Here is a 20,884-nt window from a genome sequence, read left to right on the forward strand (position 1 = left end):
GGTAATTGCGAATAACCTTCACGTTCGCATCGTCGGGTTTTCTCGTACCGCCGACCCGGTTGCGTCGCAGCCTCGAGGAATGTTGGGGGATAGGGTATTTCGGCACGCCGGAGGTGAACGCGCACCGTTCCGGATTCATGCGATCGGATGGGGCACTGTTGCGTTCCTCACTAATTGCTCGCTACCTGCGGAAAGTCCGATGACGCCGATCGATCGGGTTGACAGCGCCCGCTCGAACTGGCTACCGTCGCCATTGTTCGCGCTGAGTCGACGCCCGCCTCGGCATTCATGGTTGGACGGCCGTCCATGTGGCCGCACCATATGTTCGACTGCGGGGAGGCTGTCGTTATTGCCGTACATTCGTCGCATTCGCGGAGAAACTCGGCGCGCCTTTGTTCTCGTCCCGTCAATAAACTCTCGTGCCTTTTTCTGGACCGCCAAGATTCCACCCGTTCATATCGACGTTAGGCGCCAGGTTGTCCGTCTCGATCTCACCCGCCAAGTCAGTGGACGATCTCCCCGGCCCCGCCCGGTGGCCGTTGCTGGGAAATCTCCCGCAGATGCGACCCTCGCTGCTGCACCGTCAGTTCGACCAGTGGTGCGATGAGTTCGGCCCGCTCTACCAGCTCCAGATGCCGGGGCGGCGCATTGTCGTCGTCAGCGATCCCGACCTGAATCGCGAGATCTTCCGGGACCGCCCCGGTGGGTTCCGGCGGCAGTCGGCGATCGAATCGGTCATGGACGAGATGGGATCCAACGGACTGTTCTCCCTGGAGGGTGAGGCGTGGCGACTGCGCCGCAAGCTGGCGATGCCTGCCTTCAATGCCGCCCACCTGCGCAGCTTCCATCCGACCCTGGAGACGATCACCGGACGCCTGCAGCGACGCTGGGAACGGCGCTCGCCCTCGGACATTCGTGGCGACCTGACCCGGTACACGGTGGATGTCACCGCCAAACTGACCTTCGACTACGACATCAACACCATCGAACAGTCCGGCGATATCATCCAGCGGCATCTGGAGCTGATCTTCCCGCTCATCAACCGGCGGATCAACAGCCCCATCCCGTACTGGCGCTACGTCAAGCTCCCCGACGACCGGGCGCTGCAGCGCGCACTCACCGCACTGCGCACCGACCTGACCGGCGTCATCGGCCGGGCGCGCGCGAATCTGCCGGATAAGCCGACGAATTTCATCGAGGCATTCCTGCTGGCGCAGGACAGCAGCACCGCCTTCACCGATGACCAGCTGTTCGCCGAGGCGCTCACCATCCTCATTGCCGGTCAGGACACCACCAGTAATGCGATGGCCTGGCTGCTCTACCACTTGGCGGGCAATCCCGCTGTGCAGGAACGTATTCGGGAGGAAGTCGCCGAGTTACCCTCCGCGCTGGACCGGCAGCCATATCTGGAAGCGGTCGTCGCCGAATCGATGCGGCTGCGCCCGACCACACCCATAGTCGGGCTGGAGGCCATCGAGGACACCACCATCGACGGTGTGCGCATTCCGGCGGGCACCTGGGTGATCGTCAATGTGCAGCATGCGAGTGTGCAGGAGCAGAACTTCGCGGAGCCGCTGCGCTTCGATCCGGACCGCTGGCTGCGCACCGGGCACGGCACGCATCGGCCCGAGGTCTCCACGCCATTCGGCTCGGGTCCGCGCTTCTGCCCGGGGCGTGGGTTGGCGATGTTGGAGATCAAGAGCGTCACCGCCATGGTCTGCCGCAACTTCGATGTGCGCCTGCCCGCGGGAGCGCAGCCGCCGAAGGATCGCTTCCACTTCGCCGTCATCCCCATCGATCTCGATCTCGACCTGACCCGGCGCGCCGCCGCCGTGTCCTGACTGCTGAGGAACTAGATGTCGTTGCATCGACTGACCGCGACCGACGGTGTCTGGCTGTCGCTCGAATCGCCCGATATGCCGATGCATATCGCCTTCCTGCTGGAGTTCAGCGCGCCCGAGGGCGGTGCGGCGCAATTCCTGCGGCAGTGGCGGGCCGGACTGGACGCACCGGCGAGCCTGCCGCAACCGTGGAACTTCGTACCGTTGAAGTTTCCGCCGCCCGGTGTCGCGGCGCTGGTGCGCGAGGTCGACGATATCGACCTCACCGAGCACATTCGGGAATGGACGCTACCGGAGCCGGGCAGCCAGGATCAGTTGACCGAGCTAGTTTCGACGATCCATCGCAAGCAGCTCGATATGAGCCGTCCGCCATGGGAATTGCACGTCATCGAGGGGCTGGCACAGGATCGCTTCGCACTGCTGCTCAAGGTGCATCACAGCCTGCTCGACGGCGCATCGGCCATGCGGCTGTTCACCGATACGTTCACCGAGGACGAGGCCGCACGCGATGTGCCGGACCTCTTCACCGTCCGCCCCGCCGCCGAATCGGCGGAAGCCGCTGTGCCCAAAGCGAATCCGTTCAGCGCGCTACTCGATGCGCTGACCGGCCTGCTGGCCCTGGTGCGTGGCATCGGATCCGCCGCCCGTGACGCCCTCCGCCGGGCGCGCGGCGATAAGACCATGGCGCAGAAGGCTTATCAGCAGCCCGACACCATTCTGAACGGCACCATCACCGGTGCGCGCGACCTGTCCAGACGGCGCTATGACCTCGCGCTGTTCAAGCGATTGGCGAAGGCGGGTGACTGCACGATCAACGACATCGTGCTCTACCTGGTGAGCACGGCGCTGCGCGACTACCTGTCCAACCACGCCACCCTGCCCGAAATCTCCTTGACCGCGGGCGTGCCCACCGATCTGCGCGAGGAGGACGATGGGCGCGTCGGCACCCGCGCGGGCATGATGTTCACCGCGCTCGGCACCGATATCGCCGATCCGCGCGATCGGCTCAGCGCCGTCAAGTACTACATCCGTGCCGCGAAGCAGCAGATGGGCGCGATGGCACCGAATGAGGTCATCGGCTACGGACTCGCGGTCACTCTGCCGTGGATCCTCGGTCTCAGCTTCGGCTTCACCAATACCGCCGCCTCGCATCCGATGGGCATCTCCAATGTGCCGGGACCGCGAAATCCGCTGTACTGGAACGGTGCTCGGCTGGAGACGATCTACCCGATTTCGCTGCTGATGCACGGCAACCCGCTGAACTTCACCTGCATCGGCTATTCGGGTGGGTTGCATTTCGGCGTGCTCGGTGCCCAGGACAAGCTGCCGCCGATGGCATATCTCACCGCGGCCATGGATACCGCACTCGATGAACTCACCGATCTGCTCCTGCCGGACAGTGTCCGCGCTGTGGGGTGAGATCCATGCCGAACTACGATGTGGCGATTATCGGCTCGGGATTCAGCGGGCTGGGCGTCGCGGTGAACCTGCGCCGTCTCGGCAATGACAATTTCGTCATTCTCGAACGCGCCGCGGCCGTCGGCGGTACCTGGCGCGATAGCGTCTATCCGGGATGTGCGGTCGACGTGCCCTCGGTGCTGTACTCGTATTCCTATGCGCCCAATACGGATTGGACCCGTGTCTACGCGACCCAGCCCGAATTGCGTGCCTATACCGAGAATATCGTCGAAACCTTCGATCTGCGGCGGCATGTGCAGCTGAACAGCGATGTCGCCGAGGCCGATTTCGACGAGGCCGCCGAACAGTGGGTGCTGCGGTTGACCGACGGCAGGCTGGTCCGGGCCCGTGCCGTCGTCATGGGCTATTTCTCGCTACATGCCGAGGCGATTCCGGATATTCCGGGCCGGGCCGACTTCGCCGGGCCGCAGATGCATTCGAGTAAATGGGACCCGTCGTTCGAGCCGGAGGGCAAGCGGATCGCGGTGGTCGGCGCCGGAGCGAGTGCGGTGCAGATCGTGCCCGCGCTCGCCAAGAGTGCCGCCGAGCTCATATCGTTCCAGCGCACCCCGGCATGGGTGATTCCGCGCCTGGACCGGCCTATTCCGCCGACGGTACGCAAGGTATTGCGATACGTGCCGCCGATCAGACTGGCGGCGCGCGGATTCGTCTTCCTGTTCCTGGAGGCGATGCACTTCGCCGAATTCCATCCGCGACTGGTGTCGGTCTATGAGTGGCTGGTCCGACGAGTGCTGGTCCGGCAGGTGCCGGATCCCGAAGTGCGGCGCAAACTCACGCCCGACTACGCGTTCGGCTGTAAGCGGCCGATGGTCTCCGATGAGTACTACCGGTCGTTCGCGCGCCCGAATGTGCGGCTGAGCACCGAGAAGATCACCGAGATCACCGCGAATGGCATCCGCACCGCCGATGGTGAACTGCACGAGGTCGACGCGATCGTGTGGGCCACCGGATTCCACGTCCAGGATTCGATCGCGCACTTCCCGGATTTCCGGACCGCGCAGACCTCGACCCGCAAGAAGTTCCAGCGCGACGGATTCCGTGCCTATCGCGGCATCGCGTTCGCGGGTCTGCCGAATCTGTTCGCGATCACCGGACCGAATACCGCGCTGCCGCACACTTCCCAGTTCCTCGCCATCGAACCGACCACGAAACTGGTCGCACGGACCATCGAATACATGCGGGCCAGGGGAATTCGCCGCTACAGCCCGTCCGAACAGGCCGAACGCGCATGGGTCACCCGCGCACGGAAGCGGCTCAGCACCCGGGTGTGGTCGACCGGCGGCTGCACCAGCTATTTCATCGATGAGCACGGCACCAACACGCTGACCTGGCCAGGTGGGACCTGGAGCATCCGGCTCGATCGCCGCCACATTCGCCCGCGGGACTATGACCTGACACGCGTGGCGGCTGCTATCCGTCCAGGACGACCAGGCATCGAATAGAGATCCGCGCCCAGGAGCGGAGTGCTGGCCGAGCAGTTCCGCACCATCGACCCGGATGCTCAGCAACTAAAACGGTGACGGCCCCAGTCGATTATGTATCGGACCGAGGCCGTTGATCCTGGTCAGCCGGGCAAACCGTTTACGCGGTGGGCCGAGCGAACTCACCGTCTTGCATGACTGCCGTAAAGGCATCCCACTCGCCAGAGGTGAACACCAATGCTGGGCCCTTGGGGTTCTTCGAGTCTCGGACGCCGACGTGCCCGGCTTGGAGCCAGGCTACCTCGACGCATTCGTTCTGGCCGCCGCTATGCGACGACTTGAACCACTGTGCGTCGGAAAGCTCGATGGTCACTGTTCATATCTCCTTGCTAGCTTCCTGATTCGATCCCGAGATGGCAGTTCCTCCAGCGAGGCTTGTTGGAGGGTTTTGTGGAGTGCGCGAAAACGTTTCACATCTTCGGCGTCATCGAAAGTCATTGAGCCAATTGTTGCTTCGGCATACACCACAGACGGCTCGTTGTCAGGAAAGTCGAGCACAATATGGGGTGGTATCACGCTTCCGGTCGGGAGACCGGCCGTGAAGGGCAGAACTCGGATCGTCACGTTGTCGCGGGTACTCAGATCGGCAATGTGCCGCAGCTGGGCACCCATGATCTGGCCAGATCCGACGAGTGCGTAGAGAACGTTCTCCTGCAACAAGAACTCTGCTCGAACCGGCATGTACGGCCGGGTGAGTATTCTCGTCCGCTGAATTCGTAGATCGACCCGGTTATTGATCTCGTCCAGTGAGTCGTCCGGCCGGTGCAGCCGTTCCAAAGTCCGCGCATAGTCCGCTGTTTGCAGCAGACCGGGTATGACGATCGGCTGATAGAACCAGAACTCCGATGCGAACGATTCCAGCTCGAGATACGTGTTGAATCGTGGCAAGATCAGATGTCGATAGTCCTGGTACCACACCTTGGTACTGGCCTCGCTCGCAAGCGCTTTCAAGTACTCGATCCGCGCTTCCGGTAGGCAGTAGTACCGGCTGAGGTAGTCGACTTCCATATCCCGGACCCTCGCGTACTGCCCCAACTCGATTCGACTCAGGGTAGCGCGGCTGATCCTGGTCGCTGCCGCTACCTGGTCGAGCGTCAAACCTCGCGCCTGGCGCGCGTCTCGTAGTGCTCGCCCCAGCTGACGACGCGGAAGTGTCGTGCCGCTGAGGTCTGCCTTGCTCGGCATTCTTTGGCCCCCTGCTTTCTCAACCGATACCCCTAAAGCTTCTCAGTCGGAGAGTCAGGCTAGATGAATCTCAAGAATCATGCTGGGCATTTGCGCCTCTTGTCCGAACACCTCCCACAGCGGCTCCACGCCGCGACCGAAGCGCGCGACCATATGGCCACGGCCGAGCAACGCGAAAGCCCCTGAACAGTCGAAACCCGGCTTCGGACAGGCGGCTTCGGACTGCGAGGTGCCACCCACGACCGAAGGCATCACAACCATGACGAACGAGCAAGTGACAGAGATAGTTACAGGACGCGACGGTACTCGACCGAAGGCGGTCGGCTTGGTGCGCGGTGCGGTGTCGGGACTGAACGCACCCCGGCATGCTGACGCGATCCAACGCCATGCTCGCTCCCTCGGCTATCAGCACATCTATACCGTGCGTCCCCCGCAGGATGACCCCGATCCGGTCGCCTACGCGCTCGGCATCGCGGCAGGGCTGGATGCGCTGGCGATCGTGGTCTTCGGTTTGGCTCAGGTCGACAATCAACCGGCGCGCGTTTGCGAGGACTTCGACCTCGAAACTGTGTGCCCCGCAACGACATGGGCGCGGACCGTACGTCCGGTCGTCGTCGAAGCAGGGGCGGCATGATGCGCGAGAAGGAGACGATCGTGACGCCGCCTGGGGTATGCCGGTACACCGATATCGAGTTGGCACACGAGCAGATGCGCGCCCACCGCGCCTGTCGCCTCGGACGGTGCGCATGGAAGGCGGCCGCGTATCACACGCTGGTCGAAGCGGGCCGACTCGCGCCGCAGACTCTGACTCCACGTGAGCGGGCCGCCGCGCGGGGAATCCGGTTCCCACCCTTGGGCAGCGAGCCACGCGCATACTGCGGGCCGACGTATCGAACCCTGCGCGAGGTGCTGGACCGGCTCTCGGACCTGGCGCTACCGGTCCCCGGTGCGGGCGCGAACGTCGGCGGCCACGGTTAGCGCCGGAGTCCGGATGAGCGAGCGTCGCACGGAGGTAGACGGCTGGCAGGCAACCTGGCGTCTCGATCGCCATCGCATTCGAATAATGCTGGTACGCAACACATCGGATCCGCTACCGCTGATATCGGTCACCACTGCGGATATCGCACCTGACCTGGCGCAGGTGCGTGAGCAGTTCCCGAAACTGTCGCGGTTATGGGACGCGCTACGACACGAATACTGGGCGGAATGCCTGGCCCCCAAGACCATTCCCGGGGCCGCGCAACCTAATACCGCATCCACATAGGTCGCCGCCGCCCCGGGTGCGCACCTGTCGACACCTTCCCCTATCGAGCGGAGTCATAGGGCGGCTCCAAACCCGGACCCGCCACCGTTCGACTCACCTCGACGGCCCTGGCCGACGGCGGACGCGCGGCCGTCTCGGCCAGCCAGACGACCTGGGCGAAAGGAGCTCTGGTGACAACGGATCCGGTCTCGGCTCGGGTACGACTGCTCAGGAAGAGGGCCGCGCGAGCGGGCTACTGGCTGGTTCGCGATGCCGGGGCGCCCTATGCCTGGACCTTGCTGGACGGTGAGGACGGCGCATACGTCTACTCGGCGGCGACCCTCGACCTGATCGAGCGATGGCTTTCCGAGTAAGGAAGACCCGTCATCAGTTCATCGGAGGTTCCCGGAGTGTGGGCAGCTGAAGTCGGCGGTGCGTCCGTAGTGCGTGATCCTGGCCTGATCCATGGGAACTCGCGGCATCCATGGGGAACTCGCGGCGGCGATGACCGCACGTCCTGTCGGCCGTGGGCCGTCACCGAGCGCAGCTATCGCAGCACGAATCTCTCCGTCCCGCTGTGTCAGCGATCGGAGATCGCCTTGTGCTGTCGCCTCGACCGCGGGTCCGCTTGCCGCGCAGTCGATTCGCGGAGAATGCCTGACAACTTATCCGCGGTCGAATGTCCTTGATTCGCTGTACAGAGCGTTATCGTGCGTCGTGGTTGCATATCAACCGTGATGCACGTTACTGTACCAACTCGTTGATGGGAACGAGGTAGTTCCTTATTGCCGGGAGGGTTTGGCAGGCATGATCAGACGTCGACGTCCGATTAGGGCAGTGGCCGCTGCGGTAGCCACGATCACCGTGTTTGCCGGAGCCGTCGTCGCGGCTGCGCCGACCCAGGCGCTGGGGCTCGATGCCCAGTTCACCGCGACTCATGCCGGGCCGCAACAGTATCCGAACGTCTATATCGACTGGGACGTCCCGATCACCATGAGTGACGGCACGGTATTGAAGGCGAATGTCTACCACCCGGCGGACGCATCCGGCCGTCCGATCGCCGACCCGACGCCGACCATCGTCAACCTGACGCCCTACACCAAATTGGTGGCGAATATCGCCGACTCCGTCCTGGCCATCCCCGGCCTGGCCGAACCGCTGATGCAGGCGCTGCACGGCTTCGATCTCTCGGCCTATGGCCTGAGCGGAATCAGTGATCTGGCACAGGCTTTGGCTGGCGGCACGGCCCGTACCTTCGCCGTGGACCGCAAACTGGTGCAGAGCGGCTACACCCAGGTGGTCGTCGATGTCCGCGGCACCGGTTTCTCGCAGGGCACCTGGCAGGTATTCGGCGAGCGTGAGCAGCAGGACGGCGTCGAGGTGGTCGACTGGGCGGCGGCGCAGCCGTGGTCCAACGGCAAGATCGGCATGAGCGGGATCTCCTATTCGGCGATCAACCAGCTGCAGACCGCCGAGCGCAGACCCGCTGCGCTGCAGGCGATCTTCCCGATCGTACCGGGCAGCGATCTGATCCGCGATGTGGCCGCGCCCGGTGGTGCACTCGGCATCGGATTCATTCCGGAATGGCTGCTCGCCGTCGACGGATCGAAGATGATTCCGGATGTGGTGTCGGTGCTGGCCGGGAAGTTCGACTGGACCTGGCTGGCCGACCGGGTCCGTGACCCGTTCACCTTCTTCAATATGATCATCATGGCTCTCGGCACCCAGAGCATGGATGATATTCCGGCCGAGATGTATTCGGTGCTCGACGACCGGAGCCCATTGCGCACGGCCTGGATCGGACATCCCGAGCGGATCGATGTGCCGACCTTCGTCTACGGCGGCTGGCAGGATATTTTCGCCTACTCCGCGCCGCGGGTCTACAACGCGATCAATATCGCGGACAGCCAGAAGAAGCTGGTGATGGACAACAACTATCACATCACCACCGGCTCGGGCATGGGTGACGCCGACGGACCGGCGGCCCTCGATGTGCTGCAGCGCGCATGGTTCGACAAATGGCTCAAGGGCATCGATAACGGCATCGATGACTACGACCAGGTGACTCTGTGGCAGCAGGGCGGCGGCTGGACGCACACCTCGAGCTTCCCGCGTCCCGATATGGATTACCGCCGTATGTATTTGAACGCCGCGACCTCGGGTACCGCGCCGGGCAGTGCCTACGACGGCAGCCTCACCACCGGGCCGGGTGGGCCCGCGCGGGTGTCGATCGCACCCGGCCTGAGCACGCTCTGCTCGCGCGACGGTGCCCAGGGCACGGCGGGCATCCTGCCGCTGCCGGATATCTGCACCAAGGATTCGCGGATCGCCGAGACCAATGGCCTGACCTTCACCAGCGCGCCGGTGAATGTGGCGACACCCATCTCCGGCCCGATCGCGGTGCATCTGAATACGGTCTTGGACGCCACCGACGGCTACTGGACGGTGACGCTGAACGATGTTGCGCCGGACGGACGTTCGACACAGTGGACGCACGGCCAGCGCACCGCGTCGCTGCGCGCGGTCGATGAGAGCAAGGCCAGCCGCTCGGCGAACGGCGACTACACCGATCCCTATCCGTATCTGACGCTGGACACCCGCGAGCCGATCGTGCCCGGCCAGCCGACGGTCATCGATATCGGCATGTTCGCCACCGACGGCGTACTGCAACCGGGACACCGGCTGCGTGTCGACGTCTTCGCCGGGAATTTCCCGAGCAGTCTTCCGTTGCGCCCCTTGCTGAATGAGAGCGGACTGCGCCCGCAGCACATCGAGTTGGATCCGAATCAGCCGAGCTGGGTGAACATTCCGGTCGAGGGCGATCCGGGCTGGTGATTCAGACCGGGCCGGAGCCGAGCAGTACCAGCGCGGCGCGCGTGAGTGTGGGCGCCAATGCGGGTAGCTCCTGCGGCCCGGATTCGATCAGGGTGGCCCGGACCCGATCGTCGATGCCGCCCAGCAGTACATCGATCAGTCCGGGATCGGGTTCGGCGCGAACTTCGCCCGCGCGCACACCGATTCGCGCCGCCGCGACCATGCGGTAGCCGAACATGCGGTGCGTGCGGGCCCGGCGGGCGATGAGTCCCGGTCCGGCAGCGAGGGTTTCGATATGCAGCGCCCGCGCCGCCGCCGGTTCGGCGGCCAGGAACTCCAGATATGTCCGCAGCGTCGTGCGCACCAATTCGACAAAGGTATCCGCGCCCGATTCGGTGACCACGCGGTCCAGCTCGCGGGTGATCACGTCCACCGCGAAATCGAATGCGGCGGTGAAGCATTCCTCTTTGCTCTCGAACAGACCGTAGAACGTCCGCCGCGCCACCCGCGCCCGGCCGACGATATCGGTAATCGTGGTCGGGCCGTAACCCAACTCCGCGACCGCCTCCAATGCGGCGATATAGAGCCGCTCGCGCTGTGACGTCGTGACCTCGTCCCGGGTCAATCGATGCGGCCCCCGGGGCAGGCGTTCCGGAGAAGCGCTGGTCAAGACGGTCATAATGTCGACGATTCTGCCACACTCGACACTTTCGCCCGGATCTTCCGGCCAGGCGCGAGAAACCGGCTCAGCGCAGCGCGCTGCCCTCGAGCCACTGATCCCACGGCAGGCCCCAGTCGCCGTTCTGCCAGACCTCCAGCGGTGCGCCGCCGGTATTGCGGACCTCGACAACATCGCCGGGAATCGCAAAGTTGAAGAACCACTGGGCATTCGTCAGGCTGAGGTTGAGGCAGCCGTGTGAGAGGTTCTGGCTGCCCTGCGCCCAAACGGTGGAATCGAGCTGGTGCAAATAGATTCCGTCGGTACTGATGCGAGTGGCCCACCCGATGGCCTCCTTGTAGCCGAGCCGGGAATTGACCGGCAGGCCATAGGTAGAGGAGTCCATGATCACCGGATTGCCCTTGTCCATAACGGTATAGACGCCCGGCTGAGTCCAGAAGCTGAGCGTCTTGCCCGCGATGACCTCACTGCCACCCCTACCCATCGAGGTGGGCATGGTGCGGATCAGATTCCCGTTCTCGAAGACCTGAACCTGTTTGGTGTTGTCGTCGGCGATGGAGACGTGCGACGGGCCGATGGTGAAGGTGGTCTTGCTGTCCTCCTGGCCGTACAGACCGCCGCCGAGGTCCGCGCCGTAGATATTGGCCGCGACGGTCACCTTGGTGCCCGGGGCGTAGTACTGCTGCGGCCGCCAGTGCGCGTTGCGCTTGTCGAGCCAGTACCAGGAACCCTCGACCGGCGGGTTGGTAGTCACCGAGAGCCGCTTCTCGGCGACGGCCTTCTCGGGGACGTCCTCGTCGAAATGCGCGACGACGACCGTGCCGACACCGAAGGTGCCGCCGTCGGCCAGCGGCGTGCCGCCGGTGGTGGTCAGATACACCTTGGTCTGGTTGTTCGGCGCGAGCGTGCTGAAGGTCGAGGTGGTCGGGCCGACACGGCCGGTGATGGTGAGGCTTTCGGCGGAGATCGTGTAGGTGTGTCCGTAGCCGAGCGGTTCGGTGGGCTTCCAGGCCGTCTTGTCCGGGGTGTAGATGCCCTCGACCGCCCGGCCCGCCTCATTGGTCAGGGTCACCGAGGTGAGCATGCCGTCGTTCGCGGTCACCACGACCGGTGCGAGCGGATCGACACCCTTGCCCCCGTTCGGGGTGATGACGATCGGGGGCGGCGGCGGCCCGGCCTGGGTGGTCGGTGCTTCCGGTTCGGCCGAACATCCGGCCACGACCAGCGCCGTCACCAACGCAAAACCCGCAGTTGCTCTCCACCGGAAACGGCGACTCGACATGACTCTCCTGTGTTTCGCCGTGCGTTCCCTGCAACACACCTACGACGTACTGGCCCCTGCCGTAGTTTACCGGCCGTTTCGCCCTGATTTCTCCGCTGCAGATGTGACCTGCGCCGATATGCGGATCAGTTGACGCAGGGGACAGAGCTGCCGATCGTGGTCGCGACCGGCTTACCGGAATCGGGTGCCGGCTGAGCGGAAGTGGTGGTGGTGGTCGGCCTCGCGGTCGAGGTCGGCGTGAGTTCGGCGGGCATGGTGAAGTCGCTGCCGATGACGACGGTGATATGCCCCGCTTCGACATTCGGCGATGCCGTGGCGGTGAGGCCGAGGGTATCGGCCAGCTGCGCGGCGTCGGTCTCCGCGCCGAAACCATAGGTGATCGTGGTGGTCGCACCGTCGGTCCGCGTGCCATTGCCCACGATGCCCTGCGGATAGCCGCGCTTGGTGAGTGCGCTGGAGAGCTGGGCGGCCCGGCCGGGATAACCGCTCGCATTCTGGACATCGACGGTGCTGGTCGGGGTGTGGACCGGTGTCGTCGGCGCGGCCTCGATGCCGAAGGCGGCGCGCACTTCCTTCTTGATGGCCGCCGGATCGACGATATTGACGTCCTGACCGTCGATATTGTCGTAGCGCAGCACCGGCAGGGTCCGGAATTCGACCGAGATCGAGCCCGCCGAGCCGAGGTCGCGCGCGAAATCCAGCAGATCCCAGCCGTCGGACAGCACGATATCGCGGTGCGCCACATCCCTCAGGCCGGAAAGCTTGCCGATATTGGTCAGCGTGCCGGTTTCTTTCAACGATTTGGCGACCGAGGTCAGGAATGCCTGCTGGCGGTGGGTTCGGTCGAGGTCGCCGTTCTCCAGCCCGTGCCGCTGGCGCACGAACGACAGCGTGTTCGCGGCGTCGAGATGCTGTGGGCCCGCGGGGAATACCGCTCCGGAGTAGTAGGTGTCGTCGACCGCGTGATCGAGGCAGACGTCGACGCCGCCGAGCTTGTCCGCCACGTCGTAGAAGCCGACGAGTGAGATCTCGGCGAAGCGGTCGATGGGGACGCCGACCAGGTTGCGCACGGTCTGCACGATTGATGCGCGGCCCGCCTCGCGGCCCGCACGCTCGAGGGCGACCTTGTCCTTTTGGCCCGAGTTCTCCAATTTGGTCTCGGTCGCCGCCTTTTTCAGCCCGTAGGCCTCCTTGATCTTGGCGTGGTCATATCCGGGGATGCCGGAGACCGCGACATAGTCGTCGCGCGGAATGGAGAAGGCGACGATCTTGTGCATATCGGCGGGAATATGCAGCAGAATAAGCGAATTCGCGTTGTATCCGCCGTTCTCGCCGTCGCCCGCGTGTAGCTGGTCCAGGATCTCCTTCGGCAGATCCTTGCCATCGAGGTCCTTACGGGTGTCCAAACCGATCAGCAGGATATTGAGGTCGCCGCCGAGTGAGCGCGGAGCGTCCTTGCCGATCGCATCGGTGTGGGTGAAGCCATTGTCGAATTCGGTCATGGCCGACCAGGCGAATCCGGTACCGGAGAGCACGGCGAGGGCGGCCGTCGACACCAGGACGCGCATTGCGATCTTCGCCGCGCGGCGAACGCGGTGTCGGTTCGGGGTTGCGTGCCGGTGCCGGGCATGGCGCGCCCTCGGCTTGATCTTGGGCAGTTCGACGGTGTCGTCATCCATGGCGGCCGACTTGGTCCCGGATCATTTTCGCCGCCTCAACTCTCGTCTCGACTCATTCGACACAGCGCACGTCCGGGGGTATCCCGCTACCGACTAATTGTCACCCTCAATCTTTCCAGTGATACCGGCTGCATCCGGTGCAGGCAAGAATCGGACATTGTGACCTGCGCAGATTCATGTCTAGGGTCATAATCATGACTGGTCGCTTACTGCTTGTCCTAGGTGCCGGTCCCGGTGTCGGCCTATCCGTCGGCCGCCTTTTCGCGCGTGACGGACCGCGCCCCCGACGACTGGACGCCGCACGTCGCCTACGACGGCTGATGTGACGCGTCGACCTGCGACTCACCCGCTCGGGATGCTGCTTCGAACCGAACGGTCTCTATTACGGTATCCCCGTTCGCACCGAGGATCATCGGCCGGGCGGGCCGTGGCGAGGGAGGACGACGTATGCGGCGGTTCGCGGTAACAGCGGGGTTGGTCATTGCGCTGGTGATCTCGGCGCTGCCGAGCCTCGCGGTGTCCTCCGCCCAACCGGTTGCCGTGCCCACCGCACTGCTACAGGCCGGGCTCGATGTGCTGATCCGCTCGTCCGCCGTTCCGGGTGCACAGCTGGTCTTCACCGCCGATGGCGAGCAGAACCAGATAAACAGTGGCGTGGGCGATCTCGCGACGGGCGCGGCATTCCCGGATGCCGCGCAGGTGCGGATCGCCAGCAATACCAAGACATTCGTGGCGACAGTCGTGCTGCAATTGATGGGGGAGGGGCAGGTCGAGCTCGACGCTCCGATCGAGCGGTACCTGCCCGGTGTCGTGCACGGTCCCGGCGGCGACGGGAATCTGATCACCGTTCGAAATCTGCTGCAGCACACCAGCGGCATTCCGGACTATCTGTCCCGCTTGGACCTGAACTCCCCCGAGGCGTTGCAGCAGTACCAGACCGCGGACCAGCTGATCCGGCTCGCCATGGACGTCCCCGCGCAGTTCCCTCCCGGCTCCGGCGTCAGCTATTCCAATACCGACTATCTGGTGGCCGGGAAGTTGATCGAGCAGGTCACCGGGCGGCCGGTGGGTGCCGAGGTGACCGGGCGCATTCTGGTGCCGCTGGAATTGCACGACACCTACTGGCCCGCGTTCCCGCAGGAGACCGTGATCCGCGGCCCGCACCCGCGCAGCTATCAGGTCTTCAATGGCGCCCGGGTCGACATCACCGATATCGACCCGGGTTGGGGCCTGGCCGATGGCGCGATGGTCTCCACGGGCGCCGACCTGAACCGTTTCTTCGAGACACTGATCACCGGAGGACTGCTCGCCCCGGCGGAGCTCGCCGAGATGATGCGCACGGTACCGAGCCGGAATCCGTTGTTCGGCGATGATGTCGGCCTGGGTCTGTTCCATCGCACCAATCGGTGCGGCGCCGATGTCTGGGGCCACGGCGGTGCCATGGACGGCTTCTTCGTCTTCGGCGGCTACACCCCTGCCCGCTCGATCACCGTCAGCCTCAACCAACTCCCACCATTTTTCGGCTTGGCGCACCAGCTGGTCATGGATCAGTTGGTGGACGACGCCATCTGCGGGTAGCTATCGCCGGTTGCCCGGATCGGTCGACGTATCCGCGCCGCGTATCCCGCCGAATCACCTTGTCGCGCAATACGGGTCGGTCCACGCTGCGCGCGACGGGCCGGACGCTGGCCTTGCGTTCGGCCAGCGACGAACCGACGTCGGTTTACCTCGGCTGTTCCGCAGTGGTCGGCGCGGGCCGAGTGGTCGGGGTCGGCGCGGGTTGGGTGGTCGTCGGCTTATCCGCGTACCTGCTGGTGCCGTCCGGGGCGAGCATCGTGTTGACGAAATCCACGCCAGCGGCCAGCAGCGTTGGTCCACCCACCACAATTGTTCCGATGATCCCGCCGACCGCCGCACCGGTGCTGAGTCCGCCGAGGCAGCCCGCGGCGATGGTGACGACGCAGCCGATGACCGCGCCGATGGCGGTGCCGACGAAGCTGCCGATCGCCGTGGCCAGACCGAACTGACTGGCGAATTCATCGCGGGCGCGGCGGTTCTCGACCGTCGATGCCACCGGTTTGACGGCCAGCGGTTGGCTGACGTCGAGCCCGGCGGGCTGCCGCGGCGCCAGTTCGAACACCGTGCCGTCCTTCTTCACCACCGGCTCGACCGGGATTTCGGTATCGGCGATCCGGAACTGCAGCGGCAGTGTCACCACGATGTGGCCGTTGGTATCGGCAAGATCGACCACATTGACAACGTCGGCGATATCGACGGCCTTGCCGTCCCGATCGACCAGCGTGCCGTTCTTATCGGCCAGCCGACTTTCGCCGCCCGCCGCGAGTTCACTGCCTGTGGTCTTGGACAGGGTGAAGGTGCCGCCGCGCACACTGGCGACGACGGTCTTCTCGACCAGTTTGACCGAGTAGGTGATGTCCTGGCGCGCGGGCGCGGTGTCCGGCTCGGCGTACGAGACTCCGGCGCCCATGGTCACGGCACCGATGACAAGGATCGCCGCCGCAGTGCTATCGCAAAGCTTCATTCGGTATTCCATTCCGTCATCAGGGTTTTCGCCTCCGCGCCGCCCGCGCGCAGGCTCGGCTCTCCCCGCTCGAGATTGTTCCCGCGCGATGTACTCATATGCGCGGCAAGGAGGTCGAGGGGAGCCTAGCCGAGCCTGCGGCGTGCGGCGAGCAGATTGGAAACGAACCTGACGTCGGGCTACGACACGGCTACTTCCTCCGGCGTGTCGACCTGCGGCGCGGGGCGGGTGCGCAGCAGAACCAGCCCCAGCAGCGCGGCGGCAATGCTGAAACCCGCACTGATCCACGCACCGGTCGACATGGCCGCAGTGAACGCCTCTTTGGCCGGTTCGGTGTAGCCGAGTTGGAAAGCGGCGCCGATGGATTCACGTGCGGCATCGGGTGCGTCCTCGGGCATATGCGAGGTGAACACACCGGCCAGCACGCTGCCGAGAATCGCGATACTGATCGCCATGCCGACCTGCTGCAGAGTGTCGTTCATGGCCGAACCCACGCCCGCGTGCTGGAGCGGAATGGCGCTCATGATCGCGGCATAGGCGGCCGGACCCGCCAGACCACCGCCGACCCCCATGACGAGCATGCTGGCCAGGACCGCGAGGTACCCGGAACCGAGGGCCAGGATGCCGAAGGCCACACCCATGACCAGCAGACCCCCGACGATGAGCGTCTTATTGCTGACCTTCTTGCCCAGTGTCGCGCCGAGGCCGTTGCACACCGCCGCCGCCACCGCGTACGGCAGCAGCGCCAGACCCGCCTTCATCGGCCCATAGCCGAGCACGAACTGCAGGTACTGGGTGAGCATCAGCATGAGTGCGCCCATCCCGAACACCATCAGCAGCAGCGTGCAGCAGGTGCCGGTGAAATCGCGATTGCGGAAGACCGCCAGCGGCAGCATGGGATGTGCGGACCTGCTCTCCCACACCATGAAGGCCAGTCCGGTGACGACGGCGAGGCCGATCATCGGGATATTCCACTCGCGCTCGATGATCACGTAGACCGTCGAGCACAGCGCGATGATGGACAGCAGCACGCCGACCAGGTCGACCGGCCGCTGCTCACCGGTGGTTTCCGGCATCAGCACCAGTGCGGCGACGATCGCGAGCGCCGCGACCGGGATATTGAGCAGGAATACCGAGCCCCACCAATAGTGCTGCAGCAGAAACCCGCCCAGCGTCGGTCCGAGCACGATGCCGACCATCGAGACGGTGGACCAGCCCGCCATCGCCTTGCGCCGCTCGTCCTCGGCGAAGGTGGTCATCAGGATGGACAGTGTCGATGGCATCAGCAGCGAACCGCCGACACCCATCAGGGCGCGGGCCGCGACCACCTGCCACGGCTCGGTGGCCAGCACGGCCGCCAGCGAGGCCACGCCGAACAGGGCCAGACCGAGGACCAGCATGCGGCGCCGCCCGAACCGGTCCGACAGGCTGCCCGCGGTGAGCAGCAGTCCGGCGAAGACGAGCACATAGGCGTCGAGGATCCACTGGACATCCGATGGTGTCGCATCGAGTTCGCGGATCAGGGACGGGATGGCGATATTGAGCACGGTGCCGTCGATCATCAGCACCAACAAGGACAGACAGAGGACCCCCAGAACCCACCAGCGGCGAGGATCTCGTACAACGTTCGATTCCACTCGAACACTGTATGATGGAATCGCACAATGTGCGAGAGAATTATGCTGAGCCCGTGACCAAGCAGGAGTTCTCCTCGGTATGGACCCGCGCGCCGCGCCAGCCGAAGGCGGCGGGACTGCGCCGCGACCAGATCATTGCCGCCGCTATCGAGCTCTTGGACGCCGAGGGTCTGGGCGCTCTCAGCATGCGCAAGCTCGGAGCCAAGCTCGACGCGGGCGCGACCAGTATCTACTGGCATGTCGCAAATAAGGACGAACTGCTCGAGCTCGCTATGGACGAGATCTGGGGTATGGTGCGCTCCCCGGATCCCGAGCACACCTCATGGCGGGAGGTGGTGGCCACCTTCGCCTACAACTTCCGGCGGACCATGCTCGACCATCCGTGGGTGGCCACCTTGATCGGCTCCTTGCCGAGCATCGGACCGAATGCCTTCGAACTCAGCGATCGGCTCCGCCGCACCTTTGTGGGGGCCGGTTTCACCGGCGTGGACATCTACCTCGCGAGCGGCACCGTGACCAGTTATGTACTCGGCCAGGTCCTTCCGGAGATCACCGCCGCGAAGGCATTCGGCGAGCAGGGTTTCGACCCCGAAGTGGTGCTCGATGTCATGGATGCGGTGGCCGCCGACTATCCGGAGATACTCGCGGACTATCGCGCCACCATGCCCGCCGATCAGCAGACCGCGCGTGCGATGGGCTTCGACTTCGGGCTGATCTGTGTCATGGACGGACTGGAAGCGCGACTGCGCAAGCCGCACAAGTGATCTCGCTATTTGATCGAGCCGAGCGGGGATCGGCCGTGCTCGGTGGCGTGGTCGTAGAGTTCGAATTCCTGGGGGCGCGCTGGATCGATGCGGACCGCGTCGCCTACCCAGTGCGGGTAGGTGACCAGCTTCGCGGTCGGGGTGATCAGGGAGAACATGGCCCGGGTGGGCCGATGCCGTAGGTTTCCATCCTGCTGGGCGCCAGGTCGGCGTGATCGCTGAGATGCCACTTGCCGAACCGGCTGGTGGTGTAACCCTGCTCATGCATCGCTTCTGTCCAGAACCTGGCTCGCTCGGATATTCAGGCTAACGAGCCGTCGCGGCGGCTGGGCTCCTTCATGCCCGCCTATTCGGCGCCGATGCTCGCGGGAATAGATCGCAGACGGTCTCCGTTCCATTGGTTGCCACATCCACCAAATAGATGGCAGACTTGTCGGAACGGAGGCGTTATGCGGTTCGGAATCGTCGCGTTCGGTACGCGATGTTGTTCGACCGGCGACGTCGACGGGGCGTGCGGGTCTACCGTTGAACGCAGCGCAGGCGTGGTATCGGCTCCCCGGTGCGCTGCATCGTCCGGTGTCGTCGCGCGCTGACCTGCGACGCGCCAATCAGCAAGAACCACAACCGAATAGTCATCTGAATCATGTAATTGAATTCTCAACTATCTGAGGAGAGACTCCATGTCGACCACCACCGCCAAGGCACTGACCGCGGGCACCTGGGTTATCGATCCCGCCCATTCCAACCTGGGCTTCACCGTGCGTCACCTGATGGTGAGCAAGGTCCGCGGCCGCTTCGCCGACTTCTCCGGCAAGCTCGTCATCAATGAGGACGGCACCGCCTCCGCGGAGGCCGAGATCCGGGTCGACTCGGTGACCACCGATAACGAGCAGCGTGACGCCCACCTGCGCACCGCCGACTTCTTCCACGCCGCCGACTTCCCGGTAGCGACCTTCAAGTCGACCGGATTCCGCGTCAACGGCAACGATTTCGTCGTCGACGGCGACTTCACCATCCGCGGCACCACCCGCCCGGTCTCCCTCGACGTCGAATTCCTCGGCGTCAACCCCGGCATGGGCCAGGGCCCCGTCGCCGGCTTCGAGGCCAAAACCGTCATCAACCGCCGCGACTTCGGCATCACCATCGATATGCCCCTCCCCGACGGCGGCGCCGTGATCGGCGACAAAATCACCCTCACCCTCGAAATCGAAGTCGCCCTCCAATCCTGACCCTCCCTCCTCCCCACTTGGTCAAGTGATCACCATGCGCTGGTGCAGGTAAACGTCGAGTGCCACCTGCACCAGCGCATTCTCGGGGGATCTGGATGCTCGGGGGCTTACGCTGGGTGGGGTGTCGGCTTTGAATTTGTCTGCTGCATCGGTTGCGGTGGGTGTCGAGGGGGTTTGTGGGCTGCTTGCGGGGCGGCGGGTGGCGGTGTTGACGGGGGCGGGGGTTTCGACTGACAGTGGGATTCCGGATTATCGGGGGCCTTCTTCGCCGGCGCGGACTCCGATGACTTATCAGCAGTTCGTGGGGGATGGGGGGTTTCGGCGGCGGTATTGGGCGCGTAACCATATCGGGTGGCGGGCCATGGATGGGGCGCGGCCGAATGCGGCGCATCGGGCGTTGGCGCGGCTGGAGCGATCGGGGGCTGTCAGCGGTTTGATTACGCAGAATGTTGATCTGCTGCATACGAAGGCGGGGCATCGTCGCGTCATCGATCTGCACGGAATTTATGCGCGGGTGCGGTGTCTCGGTTGTGCGGCACTGATATCGCGGATGGCGTTGGCCGAGCGGTTGGAGGCGGCGAATCCAGGTTTCGCGGCATCGGCGACGGCTACCGGGGTGGAGGTCGCGCCCGATGCGGACGCGGTGGTGGCCGATACCGAGAATTTTCGGATGGTGGACTGTGCGCGCTGCGGCGGCATGCTCAAACCGGACATCGTGTACTTCGGGGAGAACGTGCCCAAGGAGCGCGTCGCCGCGTCGTTCGAGCTGGTCGACGCGGCGGACGCCCTCTTGGTGGCGGGCTCGTCCCTGACGGTGATGTCCGGTCTGCGCTTCGTGCGCCGCGCGGCGAAACAGGGCAAGCCCATCGCCATCGTCAACCGCGGCCCGACCCGAGGTGACGACCTCGCCACCCTCACCGTCGATGCCGGATGCGCCGATGCGCTGACGACGCTGGCCGGCACCCTGGAAACAACGGCCCTGTCCCGCGCCTGAGGGCAACCGCGGCTCGACTCGAGGTGATGACCTGG

The 20,884-nt window shown here is 64.7% G+C and carries 20 protein-coding genes; 12 read left to right on the plus strand and 8 right to left on the minus strand.

The genetic code is table 11. The annotated features are described in order from the left end of the window. Positions 1–506: 506 nt before the first annotated feature. Genes ABZW16_RS26520 through ABZW16_RS26530 form a run of 3 tightly spaced genes read left to right on the plus strand, consistent with a single transcriptional unit; the run spans position 507 to position 4,762 of the window. Positions 507–1,841 (plus strand): cytochrome P450, encoded by a 1,335-nt coding sequence (locus tag ABZW16_RS26520; RefSeq protein ID WP_354958777.1) that lies wholly within the window; start codon positions 507–509, stop codon positions 1,839–1,841. Between the two features lie 15 nt (positions 1,842–1,856). Further along, positions 1,857–3,260, plus strand: coding sequence for a wax ester/triacylglycerol synthase family O-acyltransferase (locus ABZW16_RS26525; protein ID WP_354958756.1), 1,404 nt, complete (start codon positions 1,857–1,859; stop codon positions 3,258–3,260). 5 nt (positions 3,261–3,265) lie between these two features. Continuing rightward, positions 3,266–4,762 carry an NAD(P)/FAD-dependent oxidoreductase gene (locus tag ABZW16_RS26530; protein WP_354958757.1) on the plus strand — a complete coding sequence of 499 codons (1,497 nt, stop codon included), beginning with the start codon at positions 3,266–3,268 and terminating at the stop codon, positions 4,760–4,762. Positions 4,763–4,901: 139 nt separating this feature from the next. Here the strand turns inward: ABZW16_RS26530 and ABZW16_RS26535 are convergent, their stop codons facing one another. Both ABZW16_RS26535 and ABZW16_RS26540 read right to left on the minus strand, forming a co-directional pair. Beyond that, positions 4,902–5,114: a DUF397 domain-containing protein gene (locus tag ABZW16_RS26535; protein WP_354958758.1), complete on the minus strand. Its 213-nt coding sequence runs from the start codon at positions 5,112–5,114 to the stop codon at positions 4,902–4,904. Continuing rightward, positions 5,111–5,986 carry a helix-turn-helix transcriptional regulator gene (locus ABZW16_RS26540; protein ID WP_354958759.1) on the minus strand — a complete coding sequence of 292 codons (876 nt, stop codon included), beginning with the start codon at positions 5,984–5,986 and terminating at the stop codon, positions 5,111–5,113. Before ABZW16_RS26540 ends, ABZW16_RS26535 begins: the two co-directional genes overlap by 4 nt. Before the next feature lie 259 nt (positions 5,987–6,245). Between ABZW16_RS26540 and ABZW16_RS26545 the strand changes: the two genes are divergently transcribed. From ABZW16_RS26545 to ABZW16_RS26565, 5 genes are all read left to right on the plus strand, one after another. Further along, the gene (locus tag ABZW16_RS26545; protein WP_354958760.1) at positions 6,246–6,620 is read left to right on the plus strand and encodes a hypothetical protein; all 375 of its coding nucleotides are present in this window, start codon (positions 6,246–6,248) and stop codon (positions 6,618–6,620) included. Between the two features lie 20 nt (positions 6,621–6,640). Continuing rightward, positions 6,641–6,964, plus strand: a complete 324-nt coding sequence (locus ABZW16_RS26550) for a hypothetical protein (protein WP_354958761.1) — start codon at positions 6,641–6,643, stop codon at positions 6,962–6,964. A gap of 85 nt (positions 6,965–7,049) precedes the next feature. After that, positions 7,050–7,250, plus strand: coding sequence for a hypothetical protein (locus tag ABZW16_RS26555; RefSeq protein WP_354958763.1), 201 nt, complete (start codon positions 7,050–7,052; stop codon positions 7,248–7,250). Positions 7,251–7,420: 170 nt separating this feature from the next. Further along, complete coding sequence (locus tag ABZW16_RS26560) at positions 7,421–7,603, plus strand: hypothetical protein (RefSeq protein WP_354958764.1); 183 nt, start codon at positions 7,421–7,423, stop codon at positions 7,601–7,603. Between the two features lie 463 nt (positions 7,604–8,066). Further along, the gene (locus ABZW16_RS26565; protein ID WP_354958766.1) at positions 8,067–10,064 is read left to right on the plus strand and encodes a CocE/NonD family hydrolase; all 1,998 of its coding nucleotides are present in this window, start codon (positions 8,067–8,069) and stop codon (positions 10,062–10,064) included. A 1-nt stretch (position 10,065) separates the two neighbouring features. Here the strand turns inward: ABZW16_RS26565 and ABZW16_RS26570 are convergent, their stop codons facing one another. The 3 genes from ABZW16_RS26570 to ABZW16_RS26580 form a co-directional block, all read right to left on the minus strand. Continuing rightward, positions 10,066–10,722 (minus strand): TetR/AcrR family transcriptional regulator, encoded by a 657-nt coding sequence (locus ABZW16_RS26570; protein ID WP_354958767.1) that lies wholly within the window; start codon positions 10,720–10,722, stop codon positions 10,066–10,068. Positions 10,723–10,789: 67 nt separating this feature from the next. Continuing rightward, positions 10,790–12,004 (minus strand): Ig-like domain-containing protein, encoded by a 1,215-nt coding sequence (locus tag ABZW16_RS26575; RefSeq protein WP_354958768.1) that lies wholly within the window; start codon positions 12,002–12,004, stop codon positions 10,790–10,792. Between the two features lie 125 nt (positions 12,005–12,129). Beyond that, complete coding sequence (locus ABZW16_RS26580) at positions 12,130–13,683, minus strand: LCP family protein (protein WP_354958769.1); 1,554 nt, start codon at positions 13,681–13,683, stop codon at positions 12,130–12,132. Positions 13,684–14,130: 447 nt separating this feature from the next. Here ABZW16_RS26580 and ABZW16_RS26585 point away from each other — a divergent pair, with 447 nt between their 5' ends. Beyond that, a complete protein-coding gene (locus ABZW16_RS26585; RefSeq protein ID WP_354958770.1) occupies positions 14,131–15,261 on the plus strand; it encodes a serine hydrolase domain-containing protein in 1,131 nt (376 codons plus the stop codon). Between the two features lie 145 nt (positions 15,262–15,406). On the opposite strand, the gene ABZW16_RS26590 is transcribed toward ABZW16_RS26585, so the two are convergent. Both ABZW16_RS26590 and ABZW16_RS26595 read right to left on the minus strand, forming a co-directional pair. Next, positions 15,407–16,225: a hypothetical protein gene (locus ABZW16_RS26590; protein ID WP_354958771.1), complete on the minus strand. Its 819-nt coding sequence runs from the start codon at positions 16,223–16,225 to the stop codon at positions 15,407–15,409. A gap of 179 nt (positions 16,226–16,404) precedes the next feature. Then, positions 16,405–17,862, minus strand: a complete 1,458-nt coding sequence (locus ABZW16_RS26595) for an MFS transporter (protein WP_354958772.1) — start codon at positions 17,860–17,862, stop codon at positions 16,405–16,407. A gap of 53 nt (positions 17,863–17,915) precedes the next feature. Between ABZW16_RS26595 and ABZW16_RS26600 the strand changes: the two genes are divergently transcribed. Continuing rightward, positions 17,916–18,626, plus strand: a complete 711-nt coding sequence (locus ABZW16_RS26600) for a TetR/AcrR family transcriptional regulator (RefSeq protein ID WP_354958773.1) — start codon at positions 17,916–17,918, stop codon at positions 18,624–18,626. A gap of 5 nt (positions 18,627–18,631) precedes the next feature. On the opposite strand, the gene ABZW16_RS26605 is transcribed toward ABZW16_RS26600, so the two are convergent. Beyond that, positions 18,632–18,784 carry a hypothetical protein gene (locus ABZW16_RS26605; RefSeq protein WP_354958774.1) on the minus strand — a complete coding sequence of 51 codons (153 nt, stop codon included), beginning with the start codon at positions 18,782–18,784 and terminating at the stop codon, positions 18,632–18,634. A gap of 522 nt (positions 18,785–19,306) precedes the next feature. Between ABZW16_RS26605 and ABZW16_RS26610 the strand changes: the two genes are divergently transcribed. Together ABZW16_RS26610 and ABZW16_RS26615 are read left to right on the plus strand one after the other, a co-directional pair. Further along, the gene (locus ABZW16_RS26610; RefSeq protein ID WP_354958775.1) at positions 19,307–19,855 is read left to right on the plus strand and encodes a YceI family protein; all 549 of its coding nucleotides are present in this window, start codon (positions 19,307–19,309) and stop codon (positions 19,853–19,855) included. A 157-nt stretch (positions 19,856–20,012) separates the two neighbouring features. After that, the gene (locus ABZW16_RS26615; protein ID WP_354958778.1) at positions 20,013–20,849 is read left to right on the plus strand and encodes an NAD-dependent protein deacetylase; all 837 of its coding nucleotides are present in this window, start codon (positions 20,013–20,015) and stop codon (positions 20,847–20,849) included. Positions 20,850–20,884 lie beyond the last annotated feature (35 nt).

It is taken from the genome of Nocardia sp. NPDC004604 (assembly GCF_040609795.1).
GTDB lineage: Bacteria > Actinomycetota > Actinomycetes > Mycobacteriales > Mycobacteriaceae > Nocardia.

Coding starts and splice junctions, on each gene's coding strand:
- ABZW16_RS26525 (WP_354958756.1), top strand. CDS start 1,857: ATGTCGTTGCATCGACTGACCGCGACCGACGGTGTCTGGCTGTCGCTC.
- ABZW16_RS26530 (WP_354958757.1), top strand. CDS start 3,266: ATGCCGAACTACGATGTGGCGATTATCGGCTCGGGATTCAGCGGGCTG.
- ABZW16_RS26540 (WP_354958759.1), bottom strand. CDS start 5,986: ATGCCGAGCAAGGCAGACCTCAGCGGCACGACACTTCCGCGTCGTCAG.
- ABZW16_RS26545 (WP_354958760.1), top strand. CDS start 6,246: ATGACGAACGAGCAAGTGACAGAGATAGTTACAGGACGCGACGGTACT.
- ABZW16_RS26555 (WP_354958763.1), top strand. CDS start 7,050: ATGCTGGTACGCAACACATCGGATCCGCTACCGCTGATATCGGTCACC.
- ABZW16_RS26570 (WP_354958767.1), bottom strand. CDS start 10,722: ATGACCGTCTTGACCAGCGCTTCTCCGGAACGCCTGCCCCGGGGGCCG.
- ABZW16_RS26575 (WP_354958768.1), bottom strand. CDS start 12,004: ATGTCGAGTCGCCGTTTCCGGTGGAGAGCAACTGCGGGTTTTGCGTTG.
- ABZW16_RS26580 (WP_354958769.1), bottom strand. CDS start 13,683: ATGGATGACGACACCGTCGAACTGCCCAAGATCAAGCCGAGGGCGCGC.
- ABZW16_RS26585 (WP_354958770.1), top strand. CDS start 14,131: ATGCGGCGGTTCGCGGTAACAGCGGGGTTGGTCATTGCGCTGGTGATC.
- ABZW16_RS26590 (WP_354958771.1), bottom strand. CDS start 16,225: ATGAAGCTTTGCGATAGCACTGCGGCGGCGATCCTTGTCATCGGTGCC.
- ABZW16_RS26605 (WP_354958774.1), bottom strand. CDS start 18,784: ATGTTCTCCCTGATCACCCCGACCGCGAAGCTGGTCACCTACCCGCAC.
- ABZW16_RS26610 (WP_354958775.1), top strand. CDS start 19,307: ATGTCGACCACCACCGCCAAGGCACTGACCGCGGGCACCTGGGTTATC.